Origin of the sequence: Flavisolibacter tropicus, assembly GCF_001644645.1 — a bacterium.
Taxonomy (GTDB): Bacteria; Bacteroidota; Bacteroidia; order Chitinophagales; family Chitinophagaceae; genus Flavisolibacter; species Flavisolibacter tropicus.
Map to the genome: position 1 here is coordinate 3,886,200 of NZ_CP011390.1, position 13,031 is coordinate 3,899,230.

13 protein-coding genes are annotated in these 13,031 nt (G+C 41.1%); 7 read left to right on the forward strand and 6 right to left on the reverse strand.

Annotated features, from left to right (window positions below; all coding sequences use genetic code 11):
- Window positions 1-97 precede the first annotated feature (97 nt).
- The 3 genes from SY85_RS16460 to SY85_RS16470 all read left to right on the forward strand — a co-directional run bounded on the left by SY85_RS16460 (window position 98) and on the right by SY85_RS16470 (window position 3,256).
- Window positions 98-829: a DNA-formamidopyrimidine glycosylase family protein gene (locus SY85_RS16460; RefSeq protein ID WP_066405976.1), complete on the forward strand. Its 732-nt coding sequence runs from the start codon at window positions 98-100 to the stop codon at window positions 827-829.
- Between the two features lie 1,041 nt (window positions 830-1,870).
- On the forward strand, window positions 1,871-2,365 hold the full coding sequence (locus tag SY85_RS16465) for an LIC11966 family surface protein (protein WP_066405977.1): 495 nt from the start codon (window positions 1,871-1,873) through the stop codon (window positions 2,363-2,365).
- A gap of 147 nt (window positions 2,366-2,512) precedes the next feature.
- A complete protein-coding gene (locus tag SY85_RS16470; protein ID WP_066405978.1) occupies window positions 2,513-3,256 on the forward strand; it encodes a phosphatase PAP2 family protein in 744 nt (247 codons plus the stop codon).
- Here the strand turns inward: SY85_RS16470 and SY85_RS16475 are convergent.
- Together SY85_RS16475 and SY85_RS16480 are read right to left on the reverse strand one after the other, a co-directional pair.
- Window positions 3,253-3,435: a hypothetical protein gene (locus tag SY85_RS16475; protein ID WP_066405979.1), complete on the reverse strand. Its 183-nt coding sequence runs from the start codon at window positions 3,433-3,435 to the stop codon at window positions 3,253-3,255. The genes SY85_RS16470 and SY85_RS16475 overlap by 4 nt on opposite strands.
- An 88-nt stretch (window positions 3,436-3,523) precedes the next feature.
- Window positions 3,524-3,709: a hypothetical protein gene (locus SY85_RS16480; protein ID WP_066405980.1), complete on the reverse strand. Its 186-nt coding sequence runs from the start codon at window positions 3,707-3,709 to the stop codon at window positions 3,524-3,526.
- A 155-nt stretch (window positions 3,710-3,864) separates the two neighbouring features.
- Between SY85_RS16480 and SY85_RS16485 the strand changes: the two genes are divergently transcribed.
- Together SY85_RS16485 and SY85_RS16490 are read left to right on the forward strand one after the other, a co-directional pair.
- The gene (locus SY85_RS16485; RefSeq protein ID WP_066405981.1) at window positions 3,865-4,314 is read left to right on the forward strand and encodes a RidA family protein; all 450 of its coding nucleotides are present in this window, start codon (window positions 3,865-3,867) and stop codon (window positions 4,312-4,314) included.
- A 213-nt stretch (window positions 4,315-4,527) separates the two neighbouring features.
- Window positions 4,528-6,168: an ABC-F family ATP-binding cassette domain-containing protein gene (locus tag SY85_RS16490; RefSeq protein ID WP_066405982.1), complete on the forward strand. Its 1,641-nt coding sequence runs from the start codon at window positions 4,528-4,530 to the stop codon at window positions 6,166-6,168.
- A 217-nt stretch (window positions 6,169-6,385) separates the two neighbouring features.
- On the opposite strand, the gene SY85_RS16495 is transcribed toward SY85_RS16490, so the two are convergent.
- Together SY85_RS16495 and SY85_RS16500 are read right to left on the reverse strand one after the other, a co-directional pair.
- Window positions 6,386-6,976 carry a hypothetical protein gene (locus SY85_RS16495; protein WP_066405983.1) on the reverse strand — a complete coding sequence of 197 codons (591 nt, stop codon included), beginning with the start codon at window positions 6,974-6,976 and terminating at the stop codon, window positions 6,386-6,388.
- A 106-nt stretch (window positions 6,977-7,082) separates the two neighbouring features.
- Window positions 7,083-7,622, reverse strand: a complete 540-nt coding sequence (locus SY85_RS16500) for an SRPBCC family protein (RefSeq protein WP_066405984.1) — start codon at window positions 7,620-7,622, stop codon at window positions 7,083-7,085.
- Window positions 7,623-7,987: 365 nt separating this feature from the next.
- Between SY85_RS16500 and SY85_RS25185 the strand changes: the two genes are divergently transcribed.
- A complete protein-coding gene (locus tag SY85_RS25185; RefSeq protein ID WP_082886519.1) occupies window positions 7,988-8,530 on the forward strand; it encodes a PH domain-containing protein in 543 nt (180 codons plus the stop codon).
- Window positions 8,531-8,550: 20 nt separating this feature from the next.
- Here SY85_RS25185 and SY85_RS16510 read toward each other — a convergent pair whose 3' ends face one another.
- Window positions 8,551-9,318 (reverse strand): DUF4262 domain-containing protein, encoded by a 768-nt coding sequence (locus tag SY85_RS16510; RefSeq protein WP_066405985.1) that lies wholly within the window; start codon window positions 9,316-9,318, stop codon window positions 8,551-8,553.
- Between the two features lie 117 nt (window positions 9,319-9,435).
- A complete protein-coding gene (locus tag SY85_RS16515) occupies window positions 9,436-9,882 on the reverse strand; it encodes a DUF1572 family protein (RefSeq protein WP_066405986.1) in 447 nt (148 codons plus the stop codon).
- Between the two features lie 298 nt (window positions 9,883-10,180).
- Between SY85_RS16515 and SY85_RS16520 the strand changes: the two genes are divergently transcribed.
- Window positions 10,181-13,030, forward strand: coding sequence for an outer membrane beta-barrel protein (locus SY85_RS16520; RefSeq protein ID WP_066405987.1), 2,850 nt, complete (start codon window positions 10,181-10,183; stop codon window positions 13,028-13,030).
- The last annotated feature ends 1 nt before the right edge of the window (window position 13,031 follow it).

The window sequence follows — 13,031 nt, forward strand, 5'->3', positions numbered from 1 at the left end:
GGCGTTTATAGTTATTTGACCCTCTCTTTTTTACTCATAGCTCACAGCTAATAGCTCGCAGCTTCCTTCTTCGTACAGTATTTGCACATACAGATCTATGGAAGGTCCAAGCCTGGTGATTTTAAAAGAGCAAGCTCAGCGATTTATTGGTAAAAAAGTAACAGCAGCCTACGGCACGCAAAAGATTGCGTTTGAACGTTTGGCAGGACAGCGTATCACGGATTTAAAAACCTGGGGCAAGCATTTCCTGATTCTTTTTGAAGATTGCACGGTACGCATACATTACCTGATGTTTGGCAACTATTACCTGGATAGCAAACATCCGGAAAAACGACCTAAGCTGGCGTTGGAAATAAGTAATGGCGAATGGAATAATTACAATTGCGCTGCTAAGATTTTGGAAGGTACAAATATGGATGCACTTTACGATTGGAGCACCGATATTATGCAAGACAGTTGGGATCCCAACAAGGCAAAAAAGAAACTAAAGGCTACACCAGACAGGTTGGTTTGTGATGTTTTGCTGGATCAAAGCATTTTTAGTGGTATAGGTAACATCATTAAAAACGAAGTGTTTTATCGCATATACGTACATCCTGAAAGCGTAGCAGGAGCGCTCCCTGCTAAACAACTTAACCAACTAATAGAAGAAGCCCGAAACTATAGTTTTGATTTTTATCATTGGAAAAAAGAAGGCACGTTGCGTAAGCATTGGCTGGCGCATACAAAGAAAGAATGTCTGCGCTGCCAGTTACCGTTCGTAAAAAAGCATACAGGGCTTACGCCACGCAGGAGCTTTTTTTGCTCCAACTGCCAGGTGTTGTACTAAGCAGTTTAAAAGTTTATGAGTTCACAAGTTCACATGTTTTATATACCTCTTCAATGAAAAGAATGTAAAAGTCTTTTTAGTGCGTGGTAGCGTTATTAAACAAGTAAACATGTAAACTTTTGAACAGTAGCAGCTACTGAATTACTAATGACTAGTCAAAAAGTATGTGCAGAAAAGTGGGGAATGAGAGCTAATTTATCCACAGTTAAAGCGCAAGAAGTACCAAATCATTGTGGAAACTCAACAATACGTAGTTTTCCGATTGACCATATTAAAATCCTTTTCCATTTTTGCTTCAGGTTTAACACCCACCTACACCATTACCTAAGAAAGCCTTTCGTTGTAAGAACCAATAATCTCTTGCTAACTACGTTCCGTTTTCAACTAACGTGCAACTAGTCCCTGAAAAATCATAGCATCCAATAGTCTATGTGTTTTCTTAACGACTTAAACGTACCCTGCTATGAAACAAAAACAACTGAAAGCTAGAAACATTGAAAAAGACCATGGTAAAGATCTATTTGACGCCATTATTTTCTTACTTGTTTTCCTCATTCTGCTCTGGTATTTGAAGATATAGGGTAATGAAGAGAGAGCCGTGAAACGTGAGTGGTGAATGGTGAGTAGGCAAACGCACGCCCCGGCCCCTAAAGGGGAGAAGGCCAACGCACAGAAGACCAAACTATCTTATAAAACAAAAGCACTCCACTTAAGGAGTGCTTTTCTATTTACACCCTTCTTCAATAATCAATAATTATTCATTAATAATCATTGATTATTGATCGTTTAGAATTGAACATTCCTCCCTTCCTCAATTCCAAATCCCTAATTTCCAATTCCTTCATCATTCCTTTCCTTATCAACCAGTCAACCCTTTCCTCTTCATCCTTCTCATCCTATGAATCTTAGCTCTAATTTTCTTCTCCTTTTCTTCTTTGCTCTGCGTGAAATAATAAAGCGCGAAGCGCCTACCATTGCATAATAAAAAAACATATTCGTAAACGTTAGTTCTCATTTTTAGATTTGGTAAAACTTACTTCTATGAAAACTATAACTGCTTTTCTTTTGGCTTTGGTTGCCTTGGTTTCCTGTTCTGGCATTAATTCCTTAAAATATCACGATGAGATCTATAATGCACACGAAGACCTGCTAAAGCATTACGATAAATTAGATAAAACCTTTAACGACCAAACCGGTAAGCCAGAAGGTGCAGCAGTTTTACAAAAAGAGATCACCTCTTTTTCCACTCATACCGATTCCCTTATTGGCAAAGTGAAAGGCATTGAAAAGCTTGACGACGATTTCTTTAAAACGGCCTTTGTCAGTTTTGCTACCGAGATGAAAGGTATTGTTAATACAGATTATAAAAGCTTAACAGCCCTCATAACAGTAAAACACGAAGATTTTACAGAAGCAATGGAAACACAGGAGGCTGCTACTATTGAAGCAATCAAGAAAAAGCTGGAAGCATTGAATGACGTATTCCTGAAACAACAGGAAGTGTTTGCCAAGAGGTACGACATTACCTTACAGTAATACCATTGCAGCATCCGGGTTTCGATATTTTAATTTTCGGATTTATAAACACCCGGCTACCCGATTTCAAGCTGTATTCCTTAACGTATTAAAAGCCGCTTTGCCCAGCGGCTTTTTTTCTTGCATATTGTTTGCAGCGCTTTAAGTATGATTAAAAGGATATCTAAGCGGGTAAAGAAGTTTTGGGCAAGTGTGGCCTTGTTATCAGTAGAGATGATCATGATCCTTGGGCTGTTTGCCTGTTCAGTTGTAGCGTTTGCATTGATCTATCGCCGCATTTTCCTATTGGACGATGAGAGCTTTGATCAACGAGTATTTGAAGGAATAAAGCCTTTTATAACGCCACAAAATACGCGCATAATGAGCTTTGTTACCTTTTTTGGTAAGCACGAGTTCCTTATTCCCGCCAATCTACTTCTTATTGCTTACTTTCTTTTTATTCGCCGCCATAAATGGTATTCGATAAAAGTACCGGCCATAGCGCTCAGCAGTTTGGCGCTGATGTTTGGTCTCAAACACTTGTTTGGCCGTCCGCGCCCGTTGAATCCCATCTTGCAGGAGTTTAAAGGCCTGAGCTTTCCCAGCGGGCACGCACTGATGAGCGTCACCTTTTATGGCCTGCTTATCTACCTTACCTGGCACTTAATAAAAGACAAGTCAGCCAAGTGGACTATTATCGTTTTGCTGCTGTTATGGATCAATATTATTGGCTTTAGCCGCATCTACCTGCGTGCTCATAATTTCAGCGATGTCATAGCCGGTTACTGCATTGGTATGATCTGGCTGTTTATTTCGTTGAAACTTATTCGCCGCATGGAAAAACGCAATCTTCGAAAGATTGATAAGGAAATCATACAACAACCAGCCATTCCTCAATCACCTGCCGCTTAGTTGGTAACCGTAATGGCTGAGGTGTCATTTGGTAGACGGGTTGAGTCATTTATTATGGCAGAAGGCTCAATGCTTTTACGTGCGCTACTGTCTGTACTGCGCTCTGTCTTAGTATCCGCATCGTCTGCACAACTGGCCAGACTTATCAAAAATAAAAGCGCGAATAGCCGTGTGAACATATCGTCATTATTTAAGTTTAGGTAATCGATGCTGTTTTCTTAAATGCAGTATTGAGTTTTTCTTAGTTAATCTATGGGCTCAGACGCATCAGTTTCTTTTTTTCATAGCATCAATGTCTGCAGTAGTAGTATCCGGCATTTTTACAGAATCTGTTATTAGGTGGTTCGTATCTTTTATGCTCTCTACTGTGCCGGTAGCATCTGTATGGGTGTTGCTATTGTTGGTACAGCTTATTATTCCTACCACCATTATTCCGATAATCGTTTTTACCATGACTGCCTTTTTTCTGTAGCCTGTACTACAAGTTTGCTGCCATAGCCAAAATGGTATAGCCTTATCTAAAAGGCAAAAAGGTTAATAAAGGTGAAAAATGGATAACTGGTAGGTATAGGTGAACTTAATCCTGCTAACCTTGCAAAAAACTGTTTATGAAATTTATTTATGCTTTATTCATATTAGGCCTGTGCTCCTTTTCAACAATTGTTTCTGCTCAAAGCGATACTATTACCAAAAAGAAATTTCACTGGGGCGGTCGCCAGCAAGACACTACCTATGGCTATGCCCAGGCGGTGTTGATTGATAATGTGCTCTACATTTCTGGAGTACCTGGGATGGGGCAGGATATGGGTGCACAGTTAAAAAGTCTTTACCGGGGTATAGAGTCTGCGCTAAAAGCCTATGGTGCTAGTTTCCAAAACGTGGTTAAGGAAACATTATTTACTACAGATATCTCTGCAGTAGAACAGAACAATGCTGTTCGCAAAGCTTATTATAAAGGGGACTACCCAGCAGCATCTTGGGTGCAGGTGCAACGGCTAGTAATGCCTCAAGCAATGGTAGAAGTGGAGATTATTGCCCATTTACCTAAAAAGCCATAAAAGGGTTAACACAGGTGTTCATTTTCTTTACAGGCCCGGCTTCCGGGCCTTTTATTTATCTATTATATAACGTAATGAACCTATATACAAGGGCCATTTTTGCTACCTTTGCACGCATTTTAGGGAATAGGAGAAAGGTTGATAAGCTTAAGTGTTGAAAAACAAGCTGTTAGCTGAACCTGTAAACCTGTGAACTTGTAACTCTACTTAACTATGATTTCAGTAAATAATGTATCGCTTTCGTTTGGTAAGCGGGTGTTGTTTGACGAGGTAAATATCAATTTTACGAAAGGCAACTGTTATGGCGTCATTGGTGCCAACGGAGCCGGTAAGTCTACCTTTTTAAAAATCTTATCAGGAGAAATTGAACCCAACAAAGGTTCGGTATCTATTTCTCCTGGTGAGCGTATGGCGGTGTTGAAGCAAAACCAATTTGCTTACGACGAGGTGACTGTATTGAATACCGTGCTGATGGGCCACAAGAAAATGTGGGACGTGATGCACGAGAAGGATGCTATCTATGCCGATCCTAATGCTACGGAAGACGATTACATGCGCGCCGGCAACCTGGAAGCCGAGTTTGGTGAAATGGGTGGTTATACCGCTGAAAGTGATGCCGCCACCTTCCTGAGCGATCTGGGTATCAAAGAAGAGATGCACCAGAGCCTGATGAAGGACATCCCTTCTAACATGAAACTGCGTGTGTTGTTGGCACAGGCACTGTTTGGTAACCCAGACATCCTGCTGCTCGATGAGCCTACCAACGGTTTGGATATTGAAACCATTGGCTGGTTAGAAAACTTCCTGGCCGACTACGAGAACATCGTATTGGTGGTTTCCCACGACCGTCACTTCCTGGATGCGGTTTGTACCCACGTAGCCGACGTAGACCGTTCTAAGATCAAGGTATTTACCGGTAACTATACTTTCTGGTACGAGTCGTCTCAATTGATGGCCCGCCAGCTGAGCGATAGAAATAAGAAGACAGAAGAGAAAAGAGCAGCCCTTTTAGACTTCATTGCCCGCTTCTCGGCCAATGCCTCTAAGTCTAAGCAGGCTACATCTCGTAAGAAGGCGTTAGAGAAACTGAACATTGAAGAGATTGAGCCTTCTAACCGTCGTTATCCGGGTATTATCTTCCAGCCATTGCGCGAGGTGGGTAACCAGATCCTGAACGTAGAAAACCTTTCTTCTTCTGTAGAAGGCCGTAAGTTGTTTGATAAAGCAACCTTTAGTGTGAACAAAGGCGAGAAGATTGCCATCTTAAGTAAAGACCCATTGGCGGTAACCAACTTCTTTGAGATCATCAACGACAATCTGAAAGCTGACGGTGGTAAGTTTGAGTGGGGTACAACCATTACAAAGGCTTACTTGCCGGTAGAGAACAGCGAGTTTTTTGAAAATGGTCTGAGCCTGATGGATTGGTTGCGCCAATACGTGCCACCGCATGTAACAGATGCTGACGAGCCATTCTTAAGAGGTTTCTTAGGTAAGATGCTGTTCAGCGGTGATGATATCATGAAGAAGACAAACGTATTGAGTGGAGGAGAGAAGGTTCGCTGTATGCTTAGCCGTATGATGTTGCAGAATCCAAACGTAGTAGTACTGGACCAACCGACGAACCACCTGGATCTGGAATCTATTCAAAGCTTCAACGAAGGCTGTATCTCTTTCCCTGGTATTGTGTTGTTAACGTCTCATGACCACACGTTCTTACAAACAGTAGCCAACCGTGTTATTGAGTTGACGCCTAAGGGTATCATTGACCGCCTGATGACGTTTGATGAATACATGGAAGACAAGCGCGTAAAAGAGCTTCGTGAAGAAATGTATGGCCAGGTTGTAATGGCGTAAGAAGAGGTCCACAGTTGACAGGCAACAGTCCACGGTGAAGTAGTTTGAATGAAGACAAGTTCACTAGTTCATGTAAGGCCTTATGTAGAATTTAAAATAGTAGAATATAGAAAAGCCCACACCAAAGTGTGGGCTTTTTATTTGTTTAAAGAAGTTGCAGATAGTAATCTTATACAGCTTAAAAGGTTATTACCCTATTCGGATTTCCTTTTAAAAGTTATAAGGTTCCGCTCATTAAAAATCGCCACCACTCATTTCTTTGGTCATAATAGGTTTTTAGAGCGGGTAATTTTACCTTGGCCAGTGTTCGTAATGTATCATAAGCTTCATCGCCCATTTCCTGCCGCGTAAAGGACCAGTGTAACTTAGGGTTTGTTGTTGCTAAGAGCAACACCTCGCCACTGTCAATATAGCCTGTAAATTGTTTCCACGTAAGCGTGGTTTTTCTTTCAGGGAGCATTCGTACAATAGTACTAACCTCATTTGAATCGAACGCTACCGAAGTACGGAAACTGGGATTAAACGAGAATTCCACGTCGTCCCCTAGCCGACGCTCTGCGCGGCTAAGAAAAAAAGCATCTATCAGGTTAGAAAGCCCAAATACCACCCACAGAAAAGTAACGATGCCAAGATATAAAATCGGAAATCCGTTGAAGGCAGCAGCAACAAGGAATAGAATAGAAATGCTGACAAGTGCACGGGTATGATTCTTTACTTTTCGTTGCTGATAAAAGCGTTTTAGCTTAAGTGCATAGAGTCCTTTTTGGAATTCGCTCTCCAGGGAGGAATTAAGTGGAGTGGTAAGCATAGTAAAAAAGAATGATTAGGGTGATTAGAATGAAAATCCCACAGTGAATGTGGGACTTCCTGAAATTAATTTCAATTTCTGGCAAAAGCAATATGACTTTACTCAATTATCTCTCTAATACTCCTTTTAGGTTATTAAGTCCTTCTTCAAAATCAGGTCCTACCATTTCATCCATGCTTGTAAACAGGCACATCAGGTTAAAAGGATAATTCATTTTACCAGTAAAACCCCACTTTACTTTTGTGTGTTTGCTGTCTACCGCTTCTGTGATCATATATGATTGACTGGTAGATTCCATTGGCTCTTTAAAACGAATCTCTAAGTCTATTCTTTCACCTTCGGTGATCTTTTTGATTTCCTGTTCGCCTTCACCCACATCGCTTTTTTCACTTTTCCATGCTGAAACAAAACCTGCAGTTCCATCTGTACCCTTATATGCTTTTTTCATGGCAGGATCCAGCTTAGCCCATTTGCTGAAGTTGTCCTGGTTTTTCAGGGACTTTACATAAGCAAACACTTCTTCCTTGGGTTTGTTGATGGTGATCTCACGCTCTACCGCGTAATCTTTTTTAACAAACAAAGCCAGGATTAAGGCCAGCGCCACAAAGGCTAACAAAAAGAATACAATGCGTTTTAGAATTCTCATACTTCAGATGGTTTAAGTACAAGGATAACTATTTATTTAGAAAGTAGGAATAGAACTAGGATTATTAGGATTGGGGAGGATGAGGAGGAGAAGGATTGACAGGTTGAAAAGTTGGAAAGGAAAGGAATAATGAACAAGGAAGCTAAGAGACGAAAAGAGGGAAAGGAAAAAAAGAGGAAGGAGGAAAAAAACGAAAAGGGGAAATTCGAAATGCGAAAGGAAGAAGAAGGGATTGGGAAGTTGGGATTGGGAGAAAGGTCGGGAATATTCAACACTCAATGAACCGGGCACAAAGAGGAGAAGATACTATGGTCTGTAGTACCTTAAATCTTTAGCCATACGAATAAACCCTTTAATTTTATAAGATGGACAAGAGAAGTCAAGTTAAGTCAGGGGTTTATTATGGAATTACAATGAGTTTATTCTTCATTCTGCAAAACCTGTTGACAGATGATAACCTGACGGGCAAAAAAATAGCTCTAATAATTTTCTTTGGCTTGTTTGGAGGTGGTGTATCAGGACTGCTATTTGGATGGATAATGGGACTGTTTGTTCGTTCTAAACATGTAACGCAAGCTACAAGAATTGACACAGCTGTAGATGAAACCATTTTATTTGAAACAGGCGCCAATCATTTTAAAGGTGCTGAAGGTGTAGGTGGAAAATTATATCTGACAAACAAACGTTTGGTATTTAAATCTCATAAGTACAATATCCAAAATCATGAGCTATCAATGCGTTTATCAGACATTGATAAAGCGGACCGATATAAAACGTTAGGAATTGTAAACAACGGTTTAGCTGTGACAACAGCAGGTGGTACAATTGAAAAATTTGTAGTTCAACAGCCAGACCAATGGCTTAGTCAATTGACAGAAAAGAGCGGCTTACAAGAGCTACCTATATAATAGGACAAAGTAATATCATATTATATATCTTCTTCTTTGTCATCTAGATCTTCTTCATATTTCCATTCTCCTTGAGGACTATCTCTCCATGCGTGCCAGCCAAATTGTAGATGGTAAATCTCGTTTATCGATGGATCTAGTTTTGTAATTTCTTCAAGGCAAACCATCTTGCTATCTGCTAAGCTGGGTGTCGAGCTGGTATGAAACTGCCAATCCCCATCTTTATCATGATAAACATATAAAATAGGATCGCCCTCAAAAGCTTGCCATGTTGTAAATATGCCTAGATTTTTCTCCTCATAAAATTTAAAATCAGTATTCCTGTCTAAAAGTGGCTGCTTAAACTTCCAGTTAGGATTAAAATCTTCTTCCCAAGGAAACAGGTGTTGCTTATCAGGCCAAACAAGTTGAAGTGCACTGAAATCCCATGAACATTCATAGAACCAACCAGCATAACCAAGATAGTCTGGATAAAAGTCTTTGGCAACAGGTAAAAACTGAACTTCATATCCATCTAAAAAATCACTATAACTTTTTCCACCACTGAGTGTTTCGCCTGCTTTTATGAGATCGCATGCGTGATTGATGATTCTACCCATTACATCAGTCTTTAAGCCAAAGCAAATAATTTCAGGATGCCCAAAGTTTTTATAAAGTCCGATCGAGTAAACAAAGGCAGGCAAATAATTGTCAGCTTCAATCAAAACAAGATGGCAGCCATACTCCTCAATGTTGTTGAGAATGGTTTGTTTAGCTTCCGGATCGTGGTGGTTATGGTCAGTTGACATAGAATTTGGATGGGTTTATGTCTAATGTAGAAGTTAATATTGAGTAGGATAGCTATTCCATATCTCCAGATATGGAATAGCTGAAAGAGGACAATTAAAACTTAAAATAGAAATGCCTCAATTATCCAACAACCTCCTATGGTAATTAACCTGCCCCAGGTGATAATTCAAATGGGTAACCAGATGCACTAACATAAACTGCGTTGATGTTTTTTTGTCAAATACAATTACCGGGTATTCCTCTGGAAGAACGGTTTCTGGGAGCTTGCTAAGCACCTTCTCAATCATAGAAGCCGTTTCTTCAATGTTAGTAACCAGCTCACTTCTGGGAACATCTTTCATTGAAAACTCCAGGTCGCGGTTCCGTATGTAGTCGGTTTTACCCAGCACGACACCAATAAAGTGGTTTAGGTTCCCGATAAGATGGAGCGTGAGATTACCAGCCGAATTCTTGATGTCCTTATCTATGCGCCAGATGGTCTGTTCGTCTTTGTATTGCTCAATTTCCTGCTTTAAGCGGTTTAAGTCTCTTTGAAATAAAGATTGTAGTTCGTGAAGTAGCATAATCTAAAAGGTAATAAGTTTTCTAATGTTTATCATCCAATCGTATTCAAAATTACAAAGCAGCAAGACTATAATCGATACCAAACTCTTGTAGCCTGTCCTCTCCCTTCTCACAGCTCATAGCTCACCGCTAGCAGCTCTCACTATTAATACTTCCATTTTCCTTGTTGATCCTTCCTTTTTTGTTTCTTGTCAATAAGTTGCTATCCTTCTTTCTTACCGTCTATCCAAGCATTAACTTTATTTAACGAGGATTAACAAACGCTCCGAATATCTTCGTATCCTAGTTCAACCGCTTATGAAAAATTGGTTACTCTTTCTTTTGATAGGAATTACAACGACTGCTAGTGCGCAAAAGGTACCGGGTGTGGTAAAAGGCCACCTGCAAGACCCCAGCGGTGAGGCGCTTCCTGATGCAACGGTGTCGATTATGGCCGCCAAGGATTCAGCTCTCATTTCATTTAGTCTTACCTCTAATAGTGGCTTTTTTGAGATCAAAAACATCGATAGCGGCAGCTATTATCTACTGGTATCTTACCAGGGTTATGAAACCCTGAAAAAGCCCTTTGGCATAACCGCCGAAAAGCCGTTGGTAGACATGCAGGCTGTAACAATGATCATAGCCAACGTTAAAACCTTGCAGGAAGTAGTGGTAACCGATGTTACACCTATCAAGATAAAGGGCGATACCGTTTCTTTTAATGCTAATGCCTTTAAAACCAAGCCCAATGCTACGGTAGAAGACCTGCTGAAGAAGCTGCCGGGTGTGCAGGTTGAAAAAGATGGTACGGTAAAAGCCCAGGGCGAGAACGTGCAGAAGGTTTATGTAGACGGGAAAGAGTTCTTTGGCAACGACCCCAAGATGGCTACCCGCAACCTTACGGCCGATATGATCGAGAGCGTGGATCTGTACGACGACATGAGCGAGCAGTCTAAATTCAATAAGATTGACGATGGTAGCCGTACCCGCGCAATTAACCTGAAGCTCAAAAAGGATAAAAAGAAAGGGGTGTTTGGCCGTGCTACCGTGGGCTATGGCACCGACGATCGGTATAATATGGGCGTAACGGCCAATATGTTTAAGGCGGCTACCCAGGTATCTGTTATTGCCAAAGCAAACAGCACTAACAATTCCGACTTCACTGTATCGGACATGTTGGGTATGTCTGGTGGTGGTTTTGGTGGCGGTGGTCGCATGGTAATGATGGGAGGTCCCGGAATGAACTTCGGCGGAGGAAACTCTGGTGGTAGCACTACCCCCGGTATCAATAACATTTATTCAGGCGGTGTCAATTACCGCGATGTGTGGGGCTCAAAAGTAAATGTGGCCAGCAGCTACAATTTTGATAATACGAAAACGCAAAACCTGCGCAACACTTACCGTCAAACTTTCCTAACAGATTCTAGTATCAATAGTAACCAGCTGTCGTTGAGCAAAACGACTAATGGTAACCACCGCTTCAATATGAAGCTGGAGTACAATATTGACTCGCTCAACTCTATTGTTTATACACCTACCGTCACTGTACAGAATAACACTTCTTACAATGACGACTCCACATTGCAAATGGTGCAAAAAGGAAGCGACGCGTATATGCTTAACAATGTTCACAATATCCGTGAGAATGAAGGCAAGGGAGTGAGATTGGGTAACAACTTAATATGGCGACGCAAGTTCAACAAACCAATGCGTACGCTTTCCGTCAACCTATCCAATACTTATAATACAAATGACCGCGATGGCTACCTGATTAATAATAGTAATTACTTTAACGATGCCGGTGCTAAAACCCGTGCAGGCTTGTCGCGTCAGCAAAATATCAACGATAACAAATCAAATAGTCTTGCAGCTACCATTTCCTATACAGAGCCGCTGGCCCGCAACAAGGTATTGGAATTTAACTATGGGTATACAAGAAATGCCAATGAGTCCGATCGCCGTACCTATGATTTGAATCCGCTTACTGGTGCGTATGATCTGGAAAACGTTGGCCTGACCAATCATTTCGAATCGCTCAATGAATCTAACCGCCTGGGTACCAACTTTCGCGTAGTCAATAAAAAGTACAACTACCAGCTAGGTATGGCTGTACAAAACACGCTATTGGCTAACGACAACCTTTCCAAGCGTACAGAAACATCACAGCGTTTCACCAACCTGTTCCCCACATTCAACTTCAACTATCAGTTTGCGCGCAGCCGCAGTCTGCGTTTCAGCTACAGAGGCCGTACTAACCAACCCTCTATTTCTCAATTACAGGAGATAGAAGATAGTAGTAGCCTACCGGTAATTCGTAATGGTAATGCGGGGTTAGATCAGGAGTTTTCTAACAACGTAACACTCACTTATAACTTCTTTGACATGATCAAGTTCCGCAACTTGTTTGCAATGATTAGTTATAATAACACCTACAACCGTATTGTTGATCACGTGACTTACCTGCCCGGTGGTATTCAATACATACGCCCGACCAATATGAATGGTACATATAATGTAACTGGTTCATTGAATTTTGGACTGCCGATCAAAAGAATGCAGGGAGGTAATTTTAATACAACAACACGATTAACCTATGCGCGTAATGGCAATGTAATTACGACAGAGAACAATAGTATAAAGAATACCATCAACAACTATTCAAAAAACCTTACGCTTGGTGAAGACCTGCGCTTGAGCTATAACTATAAAGAAAAACTGGACCTGGGTATCAATACCAGTATTAACTATACCTCGGCCAAGTATACGTTCCGTACCCAGCAAAACAGTAATACATCCTACTTCACGCAGGTGTATTCTACAGATGCTACCTACACGTTTTCTAAAGGATTGATCCTGTCTACGGATTTTGATTATACCATCAACCCCAGCCAGGGTGCAAATATTGATCGCGACTTTGCTATGTGGAACGCATCAATTGCGCAACAGTTTTTGAAGAACAAGCGTGGAGAGCTGAAACTATCTGTATTTGATATTTTAAGTCAGAACCGCAGTTTTAATAGAACAGTAGAAGCCAACTATATTGAGGATGTGCGCAATACGATATTGCAGCGATACTTCCTACTAAGCTTTACGTATAATCTTAACCGTATGGGTGGTAGAAGTATGCCGGGTGGTGGCCGCGGCGGCGATCGGATAATGATACGCTAAT